The following is a 16,444-nucleotide window of genomic DNA, read 5'->3' on the forward strand; positions in this document are numbered from 1 at the left end:
TGGATTTTCACAAAATTTGTAAGCAATCCAAATCACTGTGGGAGCTGGCTTGCCAGCGAAGGGGCCAGTTCGGCAATGAAGATCAGTCTTCTTTCTTCATCAACCCGGCCAGCGCGGCAAACGGGTTGTGCGTTGCCTTGGCGATTTTCGGCGTGCTCAGCGAGCCTTCGCTGAAATACTGCTGGTCGGTGTACCGCGAGTGTTCGTTGTCGTGGCAGTACAGGCACAACAGTTCCCAGTTCGAGCCGTCCTGCGGGTTGTTGTCGTGGTTGTGGTCACGATGGTGCACGGTCAGTTCGCTCAGACGCTTGCCGGAAAATTCGCGGGTGCAGCGGCCACAGACGTGCGGATACATCTTCAGGGCCTTGTCGCGGTAGCCCATTTCCTTGTCGCGCTGGTTGTCGGCGAGGATGCGATCCAGCTTCGACGTGTTGGTTGGGGTGGACGAACTCATGGGTTCACCTTTGTAAAAGACTAATGACGGTTATGTGCAGAGTTTAGCTCAGCCCTTGAGCTTCTCGGCAATCCAGATCGTGTGGCGAGTGCCCTTGTTGCCGTGGGCGAACACCTGCACTTCCTCAGCCTTGAAACCGGCCTTCTTCAACTTGTCGGAAAACTGCCGGTCGGCGCTCGCCGACCATACCGCGAGTACGCCTTTGGGACGCAGGGCCTTGGCGCAGGCATTCAGACCAGCGGCGGAATACAGCCAGCTGTTGGCCTTCTGGGTCAGACCTTCGGGGCCGTTGTCGACGTCGAGCATGATCGCGTCGAAGCCATTCGGCTCGCTTTGCAGTACGTTGGCCACGTCGTCCTGGCGAATCACCGTGCGCGGGTCAAGCAACGGCCGACCGGATTTCTCGCCGAGGGGGCCACGGTTCCACTCGACCACGCCCGGCACCAGTTCGGCGACCACCACCTCAGCGGTTTTACCCAGATGCTTGAGCGCCGAGGCGAGCGTGAAGCCCATGCCCAGCCCGCCGATCAGCACCCGAGAGTTCGGCCGGCCAGCGACCTTGCGGCAAGGAATCTCGGCCAGCGCATCTTCGGAGCCGTGCATGCGCGTGTTCATCAGTTGCCCGCCGTCGCCGCCCTGGATCTTGATGACGAAATCCTCGCCATACTCGAACAGGCACAGGGCACCGCCGCTTTCAGGGATCGGGGTGGTGTCGAGCAGAACGAAACGTTTCATGGAAATCTCTAAAAGGGGGAAGGCAAGCAGGCGCGTTGGGAGTAGCCTGAGCGCAGACTAAGGCCAACGGAGCCCTTGATGAAGCGCACCATTCTAACGGTCATTGCCCTGGCCGCGCTCTCGATTACTGCCGTGCAGGCACAGCAGGTTGTTCCGGTCAGCCCGGCGCCGCAACCTGGCTCGCCCGGTACTGCAACACCGACACCGTATCCGCAGATCACCCCGATCAACATCCCCAAGTCTGGCGCCGGCAGTGGCAGCCCGCCGCTGGTGCCCATCGAAATGCCCAGCCCACCGAGCAAGGATCAACCGGTGCCGGGCATTGAGCCGACCAGCACCAAGGCGAAATCCCCGGGCGGTTAAATCTGCTGCGCCGCTAGTTGACCGTCGGCCATGCGCAGGCGTTTGGAGAGGGAGACGGCGAGGGCGCGAATGATTTTTGCGGCAATCTTCGGCGCGTCGTTGAGCATTTTTTCCAGCGAGTCCTTGCCCAGATTCAACAGTTGGCAATTGCTCGCGGCCACGCACGTTGCTGAACGCCTTTCGCCGTCCAGCACGGCCATCTCACCGAACGCCCGACCGCTGCGCAGGGTGGCCATGGTGATCACCTGACCGTCGGGGCCGGTTTTCTGCACGGCCACCTGGCCGGTGTGGAGGATACACATGAAACTGCCGGCATCGCCCTCGCGGAAAATCGCCTCGCCTTCAGCCACGGTGCTGATGCTGAAATAGCCCGATGCCGCAGCGAAGTCGGCCAGTTGCAATTGATCGAACAGGCCGCAGTCCATCAGCCAGTCGCGGATTTCGTTGTTGAGTAAGGTCGGTTCTGACATGTCGTGGCAATCTTTTTGTTTTCACATTTTCGAGGCTGTACACGGGTCCCGTGGGAACACTTTTTGTGGTGAGGGGATTTATCCCCGACGGGCTGCGAAGCGGCCCCAAATCCTGCAAACGCGGTAATGCTGACACACCGCGTTGATCGGAATTACGACTGCTGCGCAGCCGATCGGGGATAAATCCCCTCGCCACAAGGGATCGGTTTCACGGGGAGCTGTGGGGTATCGGCCTCTCTGGTCTGCAATTAAGACCCAAGTGACCGACGGAGTTCCTCAGACGATGCCCAAAACCTTGAACACAAATGCGTATTCGAGCGCTACGTCACGTAATCCCTGATAACGCCCGCTCATCCCGCCATGCCCTGCACCGAGTTCGGTCTTGAGCAACAGCAGATTGTCGTCGGTTTTCGTCGCGCGCAACTTCGCCACCCACTTGGCCGCTTCCCAGTACTGCACGCGGCTGTCGTTGTAGCCGGCGATCACCAAGGTTGGCGGATACGCCTGTGCGGTGACGTTTTCGTACGGCGCATAAGCCTTGATCCGATCATAGACGTCCGGTTCTTGCGGGTTACCCCACTCGTCGTATTCAGTGACGGTCAGCGGTAGCTCCGGGTCGAGCATGGTGTTAAGTACGTCGACGAACGGCACTTCGGCAATCGCCACGCCAAACAGATCCGGGCGCTGATTGAGCACCGCGCCGATCAACAGGCCACCGGCGCTGCCACCGCTGATCGCCAGTTTTTCTGCAGTGGTGATGCCGTTGAGGATCAAAAACTCGGCGCAGGCGATGAAGTCGCTGAAGGTATTGTGTTTATGTTCCTGTTTGCCAGCGCGATACCACGCTTCGCCCAGTTCACCGCCACCGCGTACGTGGGCGATGGCGAAGGCCATGCCGCGATCGAGCAGACTCAGGCGTGCGTGAGAGAACCACGGATCGAGGCTCGAGCCGTAGGCGCCATAGCCATAGAGGTACAGCGGCACCGGTTTGCCAACCATTTCGCGTTTCATCACCAGGCTGATCGGCACCAGCGTGCCGTCCGGTGCGGTCGCCCACAGGCGTTGACTGACGTAAGCGTCGGCATCGAACGGGCCGAGTACCGGGGTTTCTTTCAGGACGGTCTGTTCGCCGTTCGCCAGAATCAATTGGCGCACCTGCGCCGGACGATTCAAGGCCTCATAGCGCAGACGGACGCGATCGCTGTCGAATTCCAGACTGTTTTGCACATAAAGGCTGTAGGCCGCGTCCGGCAATTGCACGCGATAAGGCGCCACGCCGTGTGGGTGAACTTCAATGATCGGCAAACCGCCTTCGCGCAGGCTCAAGGTCATGGCTTGCGCGTTGAGGCTTACGCCATCGAGCATCACCGTGTCGCTGTGCGCGATCAGGTTTTGCCAATCGGCCTCCGTGGGCACCACGCCAGTGTCCGGCGCCTGATACAGGGCGTAGTTGATGCCATCGCGGTTGGTACGGATAAACCACGTCCATACGCCATCGAGCAAGCCATGGTCGACGTCGTATTCGTGATCCTCGACCCGTGGCGCCAGGCAGGCGAATGGCAGGTGCGGCTGATTGGCATCCAGCGCCCAGACTTCGCTGGTGGTCTTGCTGCCCAGCGACAGCAGCAATTGCTGTTCGGAGCTGGATCGGTAGCAATGCAGGAAGAAACGCCCGTCCGGCTCGTGGAAAACTTCTTCGGCAGCGGTACCGTCGAGGCGGTAGCGGAACAGTTTGTGCGGGCGATGGGTGTCGTCGAGCACGGCAAAAAACAGCGTCAGGCTGTCGTTGGCCCATGTCATGCTGCCGTCGCAGTCTTCGAACTCCAGTTCGCTGACCTTGTCGTTGGCCAGTTCTTTGACGAACAGCGTGTAAATCTCATCGCCCGAGGCGTCGACGCTGTAGGCCAGGCGCTGGTGGTCCGGGCTGATGCTGAACGCGCCCAGCGAGAAAAAGCCGCCATTGGCCAGTACGTTCGGGTCGAGCAGCAGTTGTTCGCGGCTTTCGTCGAGGGTCAGGCTGTCGTCTGCCGGACGCGGGCAGCGGTAGTGGCGGGCGTACTCGTCACCGGCGGTGGTGCGGGTGTAATACAGATACGGTCCCCATGGCGATGGCAGGGACAGGTCGGTTTCGAGAATCCGGCCTTTGATCTCTTCGAACAGGCTTTCACGCAACTCGGCCTGATCGGCGGTTTGTGCTTCCTGGTAAGCGTTTTCGGCCTTGAGGTAGTCGAGCACCGCGTCGGTGTCACGTTCCTGCAGCCAGGCATACGGGTCGGCGCCGGGCGCCTTGTGGGCAATCGGAGCACTGATGACGTTGGCGGAATCGGGCATGGAAGGCTCTCGGACAAGTTACGGAATAGGGTTTTTCGCAGCTCTGGATATCACCGCAACCTCTGTAGGAGCGAGCCTGCTCGCGATGAGGCCGGCAGCTTCAACATCAATGTCGTCTGGCAGTCCGTCATCGCGAGCAGGCTCACTCCTACAGGTCGTGTGTCTATTGGGACAAGCCTGACGGGCGAAAAGTCGTTACTATAAGCGCCTCTTTGCCTGCCTTGCCATGGACACCATGACCGAGAACGACTATCTGATCGCCTGGGGCCTTTACGCCTTTGCCGCTGTAGGCTGCCTGTTGGTATGGATGCGCCTGACCACCTGGATGTGGCGCTGGCTGCGCGAACCGCTGCGTGTGTTGATGGCGGTGTTGCTGTTCAGCCCGACCATCATTGATCCGGTGAAGGAAAAGGTTGCTCCGGCCATCGCCATTACCGCGCTGGATCTGGCCTTCAAGGTCGGCAACAACGCCTGGCGCGCGATCTCCGATCTGTTCATGTACGGCATGATCGCTTTCGGCATCTACCTGATCTTCGTGTTGATCCGTTTCCCGATCGAGCGTGCTTCCAGAGCGCGTCGCGAGCAGGCTGAAGCCGCCAAGGCTGCGGCCCGCGCCGATGACCGCGCCGATGATCAGCCGTTCGGCGGCGCCGGTGATGACCGTTTCGGTCGCCCGCCAGTGCCGATCAATCCGCAGCGCATGCGGGTCGAGCCGCGTCTGTAATCCGAGAGTCCGCACATGTGTGAATTACTGGGCATGAGTGCCAACGTGCCGACCGATATCGTGTTCAGCTTCACCGGCCTGATGCAGCGCGGCGGCCGCACCGGCCCGCACCGCGACGGTTGGGGCATCGCTTTCTATGAAGGCCGTGGCCTGCGGCTGTTTCAGGATCCGGCGGCGAGTTGCGAATCGGAAGTCGCCAACCTGGTACAGCGTTATCCGATCAAGAGCGAAGTGGTCATCGGCCACATCCGCCAGGCCAACGTCGGCAAAGTCTGCCTGTCCAATACTCACCCGTTCGTCCGTGAACTGTGGGGGCGTAACTGGTGCTTCGCGCACAACGGCCAACTCGCCGATTTCACCCCGATCAAAAGTTTCTACCGTCCGGTCGGCGATACCGACAGCGAGGCGGCGTTTTGCGATTTGCTCAACCGTGTGCGTGCAGCATTCCCGGAACCGGTCGATATAGAAGTGCTGCTGCCGGATCTGGTCGCCGCGTGCGCCGAATACCGCAGCAAAGGCGTGTTCAATTGCCTGCTCAGCGATGGCGACTGGCTGTTCTGCTATTGCTCGACCAAACTGGCGCAGATCACCCGGCGCGCACCGTTCGGCCCGGCGCGGCTCAAGGATGTCGATGTGATCGTCGATTTCCAGGCGGAAACCACGCCCAACGACGTGGTCACGGTGATCGCCACCGAACCGCTGACCGAAAACGAAACCTGGACCCGCTACGAACCGGGCCAATGGAGCCTGTGGCGACGCGGCGAATGCGTCAGCCAGGGCAAGACCGAATAAGGATTGCACCCCATGTTGCTCAGTTATCTACGGCTGGTGTTGTTTGCGGCGGGCCTGTTGATCGGTGTCCAGGTGCCGGGGTTCATCAACGATTACGCGAAACGCGTCGAGGCGCATCTGATCGAGGCGCAGACTGGTCTGCGCGGCTTTCAGGGCACTGCCGAGCAGTTTTTCAAGGGCGACTTGCAGGCGCTGGTCGCGCATTACCGCGTCAGCGAAGATCCGGTGTTTCGCAGCGATGCCGACAGCCTGAGCACCTTGCTCAATCGTCAGCTGGCGCTGGACAAGCAATACCAGGCGATGCAGGGTCCGTGGTACATCCGCTTCCTGCAAGTGGTGCTGGCCGCTGATCCAGACATCCGCAAGGAAACCTGGAACGGCTACAGCTACCAGATTCTGCTGACGCCAGAGGCGATGATCTGGGGCATGAGCGGGGCGCTGCTGCTGTCGTTCGGGATTGAATGCCTGTTCCGTCTGATCGACTGGGTAGTGCTCGGCGGCAAGCGTTTGCGCCAGAGCCGGCCGATCGAAGACCGCGACGTGCGCGGCCTCTGATAAGGCTTGCACATTCCCCTGTGGCGAGGGAGCTTGCTCCCGCTGGGCTGCGAAGCAGACCTGAATCCAGTCACCCTGCTGATCCTGAATAAATGCGTTCAGTGGTTTTACGACTGCTGCGCAGCCGAGCGGGAGCAAGCTCCCTCGCCACGAGGTGTCAGTCAGTGAGAGTGATGTAGTCCTTGCCCACTTTGTGCGCATACCCGGCCAGCACCTGCTGACACAACGTCACAATCTCCTCGACCCACTCAACCCCCACTCGCCACGACACCACCACCTGCAGGTTCGGTGGTCGCTGGTCGACATCGAGCAACGTCAGTTCGCCCCTCGCCAGCTCTTCGGCCACCAGCACTGGCGGTAACACGCCAATGCCAAAACCATCGCGCAGCAACCGCGTAATCGCCGATACCGAATTCACACAATTCAATCGTGGCGCCAGCACGCCGTTAGCCTGCATCAACGCCAGAATATCCTGATGCGGTCGGGAGTTTTTCGAATAGGTAATGATCCGTTCCTGCGCCAGTTCGGCCAGATCGGCGTACTCACGGTTGTAGATCGAATTGCTGGCGACAATCCAGCCCAGCGGATGGCTGGCCAGCTCCAGGCTGCGCACGCTTTCATGACGGACCAGATCGGTTTGCAGGATCAGATCGAGAAAGCCTTTTTGCAGTTGATCGCAAAGATTCAGCGAAGTATCCGCCACCAGCTCGATCTCCACTCGCGGGTAGAGATCGGTCATCTGCGCCACCAACGGGCTCAGCCACGTGTGGATCACCGTGTCCATCACGCCGATGCGCACTCGGCCGACCTTGCTCGAACGGGTTTCGATCGACTGCTTCAGCGCACTCATGGTGTCGAGCATCTGCTCGGCATAGTCCAGCACTTTCAAGCCTTCGGGCGTCAGGCTGACCCCGCGAGAATCACGCAGAAACAGTTTCACGCCCAGCTCACCTTCAAGCACCGCGATGCGGCTGGAAATCGACGCCTGGGTGGTGAACAGCTTGTCGGCGGTCAGGCGAAAACTCTTCAGCCGGGCGACCCAGACAAAGGTCTCAAGAAACTTCAGGTTCATGGCAAAGGCTCGGGTGACAAATTTTTCTTATGCCTAAGGCGGGTTTTTATTCGTTGGACGCAGCAGGGCGGCGCGCCCAAAAATCGGCGCATCCGGTTCCCACGATAGGCGTCGCGGGATCTGCGAACAAGACCAATAAAAACCTGCGGAGATTTGCCATGAGTGCTCCCGACACCATTGATTTACCCAAGGCATCGGCGCGTCCGGGACCGTTCGACTGGTATCGTAATATCAATCAGCAGGAGCGCCGCACCTTCTGGAGCTGCAAGATCGGTTACGGTCTGGACGGCATGGACACGCAGATGCTCAGCTTCGTAGTGCCAACGCTGATTGCGATGTGGGGCATCACCACCGGTGAAGCCGGGCTGATTCACACCAGCACCTTGATCGCCTCGGCCATTGGCGGCTGGGTTGCCGGCATTCTCTCCGACCGCATCGGTCGCGTGCGCACCCTGCAACTGACCGTGTTGTGGTTTGCATTCTTCACCTTCCTCTGCGGCTTCGCCCAGAACTACGAACAACTGTTGATCGCCCGCACCCTGATGGGCTTCGGTTTCGGCGGCGAATGGACCGCCGGCGCGGTGCTGATCGGCGAAGTCATTCGCGCCAAGGATCGCGGCAAGGCGGTGGGCATGGTGCAATCCGGCTGGGCGCTGGGCTGGGGCCTCACGGCGATTCTGTATGCGCTGCTGTTCTCGCTGTTGCCACCGGAAGACGCCTGGCGCGCGCTGTTCATCCTTGGCATCGTTCCGGCGATTTTCGTGATTTTCGTGCGGCGGCTGGTGAAAGACCCGGAGATTTACCGCGAAGCCAAGGCTGCGCAAACACCTGAGAATCCGGCGAAGTTCTACGAGATTTTTGCTCCCGGTATGCTCTTCACCACATTCCGCGCCTCACTGCTGACCACTGGTGCACTTGGCGGTTACTACGCAATCACTTCATGGCTGCCGACCTTCCTGAAGAACGAACGCGGCCTGAGCGTGCTCGGCACCGGTGGCTATCTGGCAATGGTGATTGTCGGTTCTTACGTCGGGTATGTGATCAGCGCCTATCTGACCGATCTGCTGGGGCGCAAAAAGAATTTCATCCTGTTTGCAGTCGGCTCGTTCACCATCGTTCTGCTGTACACGCAAATGCCGGTCAGCAACGCTGTGATGTTGTGGCTGGGCTTTCCATTGGGTTTCTTTGCTTCAGGGATTTTCAGCGGCATGGGCGCGTTCCTCACCGAGCTGTTTCCAACACGGATTCGCGGTTCCGGACAAGGCTTCTGCTACAACATCGGCCGCGCGCTGGCGGCATTGTTCCCGCTGCTGATCGGTCTGCTCAGCCAGAAAGTGCCATTGAGCATGGGCATTGGTGCGTTCGCGGCGGTGTCTTACGGCGTAGTGATTCTCGCGGCCTTGAGCCTGCCGGAGACTCGCGGCAAGCAACTCGATGCACAGTAACTGCTAACCTGCGAGGCACTGCCCGGCGGGCAATGTCCTACGGATAGAAAGACAAAAAGCTACAGGAGTGTTTACCGTGAGCCGCCTGTTATTGAATTGCGACATTGGCGAGAGTTTCGGCAACTGGACCATGGGTCTGGATGCCGAGGTCATGCCCTTCATCGATTGCGCCAACGTTGCCTGCGGTTTCCATGCCGGCGACCCGAGCATCATGCGCAACACTGTCAGCCTGGCCCTGAGTCATGGCGTACAGATCGGTGCGCATCCGGCCTATCAGGATCTGGTTGGCTTCGGCCGCCGTTCGATGGCGTACTCCGCGCAGGAACTGCAAGACATCCTGCATTACCAGATCGGCGCCCTCGACGGCATTTGCCGCGCTCAGGGCGGGCGAGTCAGTTACGTCAAACCCCACGGCGCGATGTACAACGACATGATGGCCAACCCGGCGCAGTTGCGCGCAGTGATTCAGGCTGTGGCGGCTTACGACCGCAGTCTGCCGCTGATGCTGATGGCCACTCGCGACAATTGCGCTGCACAGCAGATCGGCGATGAATACGGCCTCACCCTGTGGTTCGAAGCCTTTGCTGACCGCGCCTATGACAGCGCCGGCAAACTGGTTTCACGGCAACTGCCGGGCGCGGTGCATCACGATCCCGAGATCATCATCGAACAAGCGCTGACGATTGCCCGTGGTGACAACCTCACCGCCAATGACGGCAGCGCCTTGCGTTTGCAAGCCAACACCCTTTGCGTACACGGCGACAACGCCAGTTCTGTCGCCGCCGTGCAACGCATTCGCGAGGCCCTGAATCAGCAGGATGCGCAATGAACCCAAGGATTGAAGTGGTGGCACTGGATTGCCTGATGCTGCGTCTGTTCGATGAAATCGCCGAGGCCAACATGCCGTGGATGCTCGCGGCCAGCGAGCGGTTGCGTAAGGCCTTCGGCACACAGTTGATTGATCTGGTGCCGTCCTATACGACGTTGATGGTGCATTACAACCTGACTTCGTTAAGTCCCAATCAGGCACGGGAATTGATCGCGCACGCGCTGGTCGACCTGTCGCCGAATGCGCGAACCGGCGGCCAGTGCCATGTGCTGCCGGTCTGGTATGACCTGAGTGTCGGGCCGGAATTGAGCTTGCTCGCCGAGCGTAGCGGGCTGGCGGTGGAGGAGGTGATTCGCCGTCACAGCGCCAGGGAATATCAGGTGTTCGCCCTTGGCTTTGCGCCGGGTTTCGCCTTCATGGGATTGGTCGAAGAGATTCTGGCTACGCCACGGCTGAGCACCCCGCGCAAAAAAGTCGCGGCCGGCAGCGTCGGTATCGCCGAACGCCAGACCGCCGCCTATCCCGTGGTCTCTCCCGGCGGCTGGAACCTGATTGGTCGCACTCCGGCAAAACTGTTTGACCGTAACCGCGATGGCTACAGCTTGATGCAACCCGGCGACACCGTGCGTTTCGAAGCGGTGAGCCATGCCGAATTTATCCGTTTGGGCGGCGATGACACGCCTCTGGAGGCGCAGGCATGAGCCGACTGAAGATTGAAGCGAGCACGCCGCTGTGCCTGTTGCAGGACGCCGGACGCTTTGGTGTGCGGCATCTGGGCGTGACCCAGGGCGGCGCAGCGGACTGGTGTTCGATGAGTTGGGCCAACTGGCTGTTGGGCAATGGGCTGGACGTGCCGGTGATCGAAATTACCCTTGGCGGGTTTGCCGTGGTGGCTGAGCAGGACTGCTTGCTGGCATTGGCCGGGGCCGATCTCGGCGCGCAGATCGACGGTCAGCCACTGGCGCCGTGGCGCAGTTTCAAACTGCGCCAAGGGCAGAAGTTGCAGTTCACCCAGCCGCTGCTTGGCGCCCGTGCTTATCTCGCGGCGCCCGGTGGATTCGAAGCGCCCAAGGTATTGGGCAGCAGTGCCACGGTGCTGCGCGAAGAACTCGGCGGTCTGGATGGCATGGGCCTGCCGTTGGCCAAAGGCGCGACGCTGAGTTATCAGGGGCACGCTTTGCTGGTTCGTGAGGTGCCGAGGGAACATCGTCCGGACCTGCGGCTGAGCACGCCGCTGGATTTGGTGCTCGGTGCACAGATCGGCCAGTTCAGCGGACAGAGCCTGTTTGATGTGTTCAACAGTGCCTGGACGCTGGACAGTCGCGCTGATCGCATGGGCATTCGCTTGCTCGGCAAGGCATTGCAGTATCACGGCCAGCCGATGATTTCCGAGGGTATTCCATTGGGCGCCGTGCAGGTGCCGCCGGATGGGCAGCCGATTGTGCTGCTCAATGATCGGCAGACCATTGGCGGTTATCCGCGATTGGGGGCGTTGACGCCGTTGGCTCTGGCGCGGCTCGCGCAGTGTCTGCCGGGGGCGAAGATCAGCTTGCGGCCGGTGGTGCAGGAGGTCGCGCACCGGGAGCATGTCGAGTATTTGCAGCGCTTTTCTGAGTAGCTAAAAGCTTCGCGAGCAGGCTCGCTCCCACAGGTGAAATGCATTCCAATGTGGGAGCGAGCCTGCTCGCGAAGAGGTCATCACTGACTACGGAGATTATTTGGAAAGAAACCGCATCCCTTCCTCAAGCCCACGAAGGGTCAGCGGATACATCTGATCCTCGATGAGATCCCGCACGATATTGGTCGACGAGGTATAGCCCCACGTATCTTTCGGATACGGATTGATCCAGATGAGCTTCTTGTACTTCTCCATGAAGCGCTGCATCCACAGGTAGCCCGGCTCTTCGTTCCAGTGCTCGACGCTGCCGCCGGCCTGGGTGATTTCATAAGGCGCCATGGCCGCGTCGCCAATGAAGATCACTTTGTAGTCGGCACCGTACTTGTGCAACAGATCCTGAGTGGAGAAACGCTCGGAAGTGCGGCGCATGTTGTTCTTCCACACCGATTCATAAATGAAGTTGTGGAAGTAGAAGTACTCCAGGTGCTTGAACTCGGTCTTGCAGGCCGAGAACAGCTCCTCGCAGATCTTCACATGCGCGTCCATCGAGCCGCCGATGTCGAACAGCAACAACAGCTTCACGGTGTTGCGGCGTTCCGGGCGCATCTGGATGTTCAGCAGACCGGCGTCGCGGGCGGTGTGGTCGATGGTGCCATCGATGTCCAACTCTTCTGCCGCGCCTTGGCGAGCGAATTTACGCAGACGGCGCAGCGCCACCTTGATGTTGCGCGTGCCCAGTTCCACCGAGTCGTCGAGGTTCTTGTACTCGCGCTGATCCCAGACTTTGACCGCTTTGCCCTGACGCTTGCCGGCATCGCCAACCCGAATGCCTTCCGGGTTGAATCCGCCGGAACCGAATGGGCTGGTGCCGCCGGTGCCGATCCACTTGTTGCCGCCGGCGTGACGTTCCTTCTGTTCTTCCAGGCGCTTCTTGAACTCTTCGATCAGCTTGTCCAGCCCGCCGAGGGACTGGATCTGTGCGCGCTCTTCGTCAGTCAGCGAACGCTCGAATTCCTTGCGCAACCAGTCTTCGGGAATCAGCGCCTGCAAGTGATCGTCGAGTTTTTCCAGACCATTGAAGTAGGCGCCGAACGCGCGGTCGAACTTGTCGAAATGCCGTTCGTCCTTCACCAGAATCGCCCGCGACAAGTAATAGAACTCGTCCATGTCGGCGAAGGTCACGCGCTGTTTCAGCGCGTTGATCAGGTCAAGCAGTTCGCGCACCGAAACCGGCACCTTGGCTGCACGCATTTCGTTGAACAGGTTGAGCAACATGGCATCAGCCTCTTAGCGGGTGCCGCGACGGCTCATGAACGCCAGGCGCTCAAGCAGTTGCACGTCCTGTTCGTTCTTCACCAGAGCCCCGGCCAGCGGGGGAATCGCTTTGGTCGGATCGCGTTCGCGCAGCACCGCTTCGCCGATGTTGTCGGCCATCAGCAGTTTCAGCCAGTCGACCAGCTCGGAAGTCGAAGGCTTCTTCTTCAGGCCCGGCACCTTGCGTACGTCGAAGAACACGTCCAGCGCTTCGCTGACCAGATCCTTCTTGATGTCCGGGTAATGCACGTCGACGATTTTCTGCAGGGTCGGACGATCCGGGAAAGCGATGTAGTGGAAGAAGCAGCGGCGCAGGAACGCGTCCGGCAGCTCTTTCTCGTTGTTGGAGGTAATAATGATGATCGGGCGCTTCTTGGCCTTGATGGTCTCGTCGATCTCGTAAACGTAGAACTCCATCTTGTCGAGTTCTTGCAGCAAGTCATTCGGGAACTCGATGTCGGCCTTGTCGATTTCGTCGATCAGCAGAATGACCCGCTCTTCGGACTCGAAAGCCTCCCAGAGCTTGCCCTTCTTCAGGTAATTGCGCACATCGTGGACTTTCTCATTGCCCAGTTGCGAGTCGCGCAGACGGCTGACCGCGTCGTACTCGTACAGGCCCTGATGCGCCTTGGTGGTGGACTTGATGTGCCAGGTGATCAACTTGGCACCGAACGATTCGGCCAGTTGCTCGGCGAGCATGGTCTTGCCGGTGCCCGGCTCGCCCTTGACCAGCAGCGGCCGCTCCAGGGTGATGGCGGCGTTGACCGCCAGCTTCAGGTCATCGGTGGCGACATAGGCCTGGGTGCCTTCGAACTTCATCTGCTAATCCTCGAACGGTAACGCCGACCTGAACGGGCAGGGCGGGGGCGAAATAATCGGATGCCCGACTATAACGCGCACGCTGGTCGACTGTGAACGCAGACGGCTTATTCAGTCTCTGAATGGGGCGTCACATGTTGACTCAGTCTCGGCGGTTGGCCAGTACTTTTACTTCGTCGATTCGGCGATAACGTCTGGGCGCACCGTATTATCCGCGACAAGAGGGCTTTCTGTGGCGAGGGAGCTTGCTCCCGCTGGGCTGCGAAGCAGACCCGTCGCGTCCACTCCAAGGTTCTAATATATGTCACCCATGAAACGCCCCCGCTTGTCAGCGGTCACTGCACATTCAGGTTTCCTGCTGGCACTGACCTTTATCAATGGCCAACAAGTGAAAGTCGATCTGAATCGGGATATCCATATTTATCCAGGGCTAAATCCATTACTCGATCCGAAAGTCTTTGCGACTGCTTGTCTGGCCGATGATGGCTGGTCAGTTGAATGGCTGGCCCCGGATATTCAAATCGGTGCAGACACTCTTTACCTGGATGCATTTTCACCTTCAAACCCTAACCCGCATCCGGTTTAGGCCGTTCATATCGCGCATTGAAGGCCTGAATAAAGCCATTACGCAAAATCTGCAAAAAAGCTTCGAACGCGCTGATATTTTGCTGATGCACATTCCCACTGAGTTCGACCTTGGTGGCGAACTGGTTTTTCGCCTGATTCTTCAGCACGGTTTCCGTGCCGCCCACCAGTGCTTCCCAGACTGAGCGGAAGATGCTCTTGTTCTTGTTTTCCACGTCCTGCTGCCAGTTGAACACTTCGACGTCGCGCAGCAGTGGTTTGATGTAACCGCTGACCTGGGCTTTTTTCGCCTGGGCCTCGATGACTACGTCGCCATGGCCGGCGTTGAAGTCGAACTTGCCGTAGGCCGAAGCGAAGTCGTTCATGCTTTTGAGTTCGATGTCACGAGCACGCAAGCGGAACTGGAAATCTTCGAAGTTGCTCAACGGATCGAAGGTGGCAGTGGTTTCCAGCGGTGCATGGCCCAGCAGCAGGGCCTTGCCTTCGAAGCGCGCGTCACGCTTCCCCTGTTTGTCGACCACATTGGTCAGGTTGTAAATGCTCGCCTCGACGTTGGTTGCATTCATGTTCACCGGTGGCTGGGAGTTGAAGTTGCGGAAGCTGATTTTGCCATCGCTGATCTGCACTTCGTCGAGTGTGATCGGCAGCAGTTTGCCCAGTTGCGCCCGCCAGTCGGTGCCTTTACCCGTCTGCGAGTTTTGCTTGTTGGCGCCGCCATCGACGAAGTTCACCTGAGGCTGGACGAACTTCACCTGCGCCACCACTGCGTGGTCGTACCACAGTGAATGCCAACTGACGGCGAGATCAATCAATGGTGCGTCGACGAACGGTACCGGAACCTTGCCGTCGGTTTTGACGATTTTCAAGCCATTGATCCTGTACGCGCCGCGCCACAGCGCCAGGTCGACGTCGGTGATCTGGCCACGGTAGTCGCCCATGTTCGCCAACTTGTCGTTGAGGTAATCGCGCACCACATAAGGCAGGGCGATGTGCAGGGCAATCAGCAACACGACGATGACGGCGACAATCCCTAATGGCCAGCTGTAGCGACGCTTCATGACGGCAATTCCCGAACGATGTAAACGATTGACTGCCCATGGCCGCAGACGTTCGACCCGACTGGACTGCAATGGTCAACAGGCATACCTTGGGCGCTGAATTCAACGCTGCATAAGGACCCAGCCATGAGCCGTATTTTTGCTGACAACGCCCATTCCATCGGTAATACGCCGCTGGTGCAGATCAACCGCATCGCGCCACGTGGCGTGACCATCCTGGCCAAGATCGAGGGGCGCAACCCCGGTTATTCGGTGAAATGCCGGATCGGCGCCAACATGATCTGGGACGCCGAAAGCAGCGGCAAACTCAAGCCGGGCATGACCATCGTCGAGCCAACGTCGGGCAACACCGGCATCGGTCTGGCTTTCGTCGCCGCCGCCCGTGGTTACAAACTGATGTTGACCATGCCGGCCTCGATGAGCATCGAGCGCCGCAAAGTCCTCAAGGCATTGGGTGCCGAACTGGTGCTGACCGAGCCGACCAAAGGCATGAAAGGCGCCATCGAGAAAGCTGCCGAAATTGTCGCCAGCGACGCGGACAAGTACTTCATGCCGGCGCAGTTCGACAATCCGGCCAACCCGGCCATCCACGAAAAAACCACCGGCCCGGAAATCTGGAACGACACCGATGGCGCAGTCGATGTGCTGGTGGCTGGCGTCGGCACTGGCGGAACGATTACCGGTGTTTCGCGGTATATAAAGAATACCCAGGGCAAACCGATTCTCTCGGTGGCGGTTGAGCCGGTGTTGTCGCCGGTGATCACACAGACGCTGGCGGGGGAAGAGGCGAAACCTCTGGCACCACACAAGATTCAAGGCATCGGCGCCGGTTTCGTACCGAAGAATCTGGACCTGACCATGGTCGACCGGGTCGAGCAGGTTACCGACGAAGAGTCGAAGGCGATGGCCCTGCGTCTGATGCAGGAAGAAGGGATCTTGTGCGGCATTTCCTGCGGTGCAGCGATGGCGGTTGCCGTGCGCCTGGCAGAAACCCCGGAAATGCAGGGCAAGACCATTGTCGTGATCCTGCCGGACTCCGGAGAGCGTTATCTGTCGAGCATGTTGTTCAGCGACCTGTTCACCGAACAGGAAAACCAGCAGTAATCGGGTAAATCAAAGGGTCGCAGTGTAGGAGCTGCCGTAGGCTGCGATCTTTTGATCTTTGACTCAGGTCAGCCCCCGTTCAGGACCCTTATGTTAATAAATGCTTTATTGCGCAATCCTTAACACTGAATATTAGGTTGAACGGGTTTTTCCCCGGGCCGGTAGTGTTTATCATG

The 16,444-nt window shown here is 59.4% G+C and carries 17 protein-coding genes and 1 pseudogene; 10 read left to right on the forward strand and 8 right to left on the reverse strand.

Features of this window, described 5'->3' with window-relative positions; genetic code table 11:
• Positions 1-82: 82 nt before the first annotated feature.
• Positions 83-454: a YajD family HNH nuclease gene (locus ACIOWE_RS18480; protein WP_007911336.1), complete on the reverse strand. Its 372-nt coding sequence runs from the start codon at positions 452-454 to the stop codon at positions 83-85.
• Between the two features lie 48 nt (positions 455-502).
• A complete protein-coding gene (locus ACIOWE_RS18485; RefSeq protein WP_201238690.1) occupies positions 503-1,189 on the reverse strand; it encodes a spermidine synthase in 687 nt (228 codons plus the stop codon).
• Between the two features lie 78 nt (positions 1,190-1,267).
• Here ACIOWE_RS18485 and ACIOWE_RS18490 point away from each other — a divergent pair, with 78 nt between their 5' ends.
• Positions 1,268-1,552 (forward strand): hypothetical protein, encoded by a 285-nt coding sequence (locus tag ACIOWE_RS18490; RefSeq protein ID WP_201238689.1) that lies wholly within the window; start codon positions 1,268-1,270, stop codon positions 1,550-1,552.
• On the opposite strand, the gene ACIOWE_RS18495 is transcribed toward ACIOWE_RS18490, so the two are convergent.
• The gene (locus ACIOWE_RS18495) at positions 1,549-2,022 is read right to left on the reverse strand and encodes a cyclic nucleotide-binding domain-containing protein (protein WP_103484422.1); all 474 of its coding nucleotides are present in this window, start codon (positions 2,020-2,022) and stop codon (positions 1,549-1,551) included. The two genes, ACIOWE_RS18490 and ACIOWE_RS18495, sit on opposite strands and share 4 nt — an antisense overlap.
• A 276-nt stretch (positions 2,023-2,298) precedes the next feature.
• Positions 2,299-4,353, reverse strand: coding sequence for a S9 family peptidase (locus ACIOWE_RS18500; RefSeq protein WP_401394216.1), 2,055 nt, complete (start codon positions 4,351-4,353; stop codon positions 2,299-2,301).
• A gap of 226 nt (positions 4,354-4,579) precedes the next feature.
• Here ACIOWE_RS18500 and ACIOWE_RS18505 point away from each other — a divergent pair, with 226 nt between their 5' ends.
• Genes ACIOWE_RS18505 through ACIOWE_RS18515 form a run of 3 tightly spaced genes read left to right on the forward strand, consistent with a single transcriptional unit; the run spans position 4,580 to position 6,424 of the window.
• Positions 4,580-5,077, forward strand: coding sequence for an MFS transporter (locus tag ACIOWE_RS18505; RefSeq protein WP_401394219.1), 498 nt, complete (start codon positions 4,580-4,582; stop codon positions 5,075-5,077).
• 15 nt (positions 5,078-5,092) lie between these two features.
• On the forward strand, positions 5,093-5,869 hold the full coding sequence (locus tag ACIOWE_RS18510) for a class II glutamine amidotransferase (protein WP_100847538.1): 777 nt from the start codon (positions 5,093-5,095) through the stop codon (positions 5,867-5,869).
• A gap of 12 nt (positions 5,870-5,881) precedes the next feature.
• Entirely contained in the window at positions 5,882-6,424 is a 543-nt protein-coding gene (locus tag ACIOWE_RS18515; protein WP_401394221.1) for a DUF2937 family protein, read from the forward strand.
• Positions 6,425-6,581: 157 nt separating this feature from the next.
• Here the strand turns inward: ACIOWE_RS18515 and ACIOWE_RS18520 are convergent, their stop codons facing one another.
• Complete coding sequence (locus ACIOWE_RS18520; RefSeq protein ID WP_401394224.1) at positions 6,582-7,496, reverse strand: LysR family transcriptional regulator; 915 nt, start codon at positions 7,494-7,496, stop codon at positions 6,582-6,584.
• Positions 7,497-7,654: 158 nt separating this feature from the next.
• Between ACIOWE_RS18520 and ACIOWE_RS18525 the strand changes: the two genes are divergently transcribed.
• The 4 genes from ACIOWE_RS18525 (at position 7,655) to ACIOWE_RS18540 (ending at position 11,388) form a co-directional block, all read left to right on the forward strand.
• On the forward strand, positions 7,655-8,941 hold the full coding sequence (locus ACIOWE_RS18525) for an MFS transporter (RefSeq protein WP_401394227.1): 1,287 nt from the start codon (positions 7,655-7,657) through the stop codon (positions 8,939-8,941).
• A gap of 76 nt (positions 8,942-9,017) precedes the next feature.
• Positions 9,018-9,770, forward strand: coding sequence for a 5-oxoprolinase subunit PxpA (locus ACIOWE_RS18530; RefSeq protein WP_401394229.1), 753 nt, complete (start codon positions 9,018-9,020; stop codon positions 9,768-9,770).
• Positions 9,767-10,471 (forward strand): 5-oxoprolinase subunit PxpB, encoded by a 705-nt coding sequence (gene pxpB, locus ACIOWE_RS18535; RefSeq protein ID WP_401394232.1) that lies wholly within the window; start codon positions 9,767-9,769, stop codon positions 10,469-10,471. Before ACIOWE_RS18530 ends, pxpB begins: the two co-directional genes overlap by 4 nt.
• Complete coding sequence (locus tag ACIOWE_RS18540; RefSeq protein ID WP_401394235.1) at positions 10,468-11,388, forward strand: biotin-dependent carboxyltransferase family protein; 921 nt, start codon at positions 10,468-10,470, stop codon at positions 11,386-11,388. The genes pxpB and ACIOWE_RS18540 overlap by 4 nt, the downstream gene beginning before the upstream one ends.
• A gap of 96 nt (positions 11,389-11,484) precedes the next feature.
• Here the strand turns inward: ACIOWE_RS18540 and ACIOWE_RS18545 are convergent, their stop codons facing one another.
• Positions 11,485-12,663, reverse strand: a complete 1,179-nt coding sequence (locus tag ACIOWE_RS18545) for a VWA domain-containing protein (protein WP_401394237.1) — start codon at positions 12,661-12,663, stop codon at positions 11,485-11,487.
• A 12-nt stretch (positions 12,664-12,675) separates the two neighbouring features.
• Positions 12,676-13,521 (reverse strand): MoxR family ATPase, encoded by an 846-nt coding sequence (locus ACIOWE_RS18550; protein WP_180699195.1) that lies wholly within the window; start codon positions 13,519-13,521, stop codon positions 12,676-12,678.
• A gap of 301 nt (positions 13,522-13,822) precedes the next feature.
• On the opposite strand from ACIOWE_RS18550, the pseudogene ACIOWE_RS18555 reads away from it, so the two are divergent.
• Positions 13,823-14,077, forward strand: a pseudogene (locus ACIOWE_RS18555) (hypothetical protein); the annotation flags it as partial.
• Positions 14,078-14,087: 10 nt separating this feature from the next.
• Here the strand turns inward: ACIOWE_RS18555 and ACIOWE_RS18560 are convergent.
• On the reverse strand, positions 14,088-15,164 hold the full coding sequence (locus tag ACIOWE_RS18560) for a DUF748 domain-containing protein (RefSeq protein ID WP_401394240.1): 1,077 nt from the start codon (positions 15,162-15,164) through the stop codon (positions 14,088-14,090).
• A gap of 126 nt (positions 15,165-15,290) precedes the next feature.
• Between ACIOWE_RS18560 and cysK the strand changes: the two genes are divergently transcribed.
• The gene (gene cysK, locus ACIOWE_RS18565; RefSeq protein ID WP_401394243.1) at positions 15,291-16,268 is read left to right on the forward strand and encodes a cysteine synthase A; all 978 of its coding nucleotides are present in this window, start codon (positions 15,291-15,293) and stop codon (positions 16,266-16,268) included.
• Positions 16,269-16,444: the final 176 nt, after the last annotated feature.

This window comes from Pseudomonas sp. NPDC087598 (assembly GCF_044743525.1).
Classification (GTDB): Bacteria; Pseudomonadota; Gammaproteobacteria; order Pseudomonadales; family Pseudomonadaceae; genus Aquipseudomonas.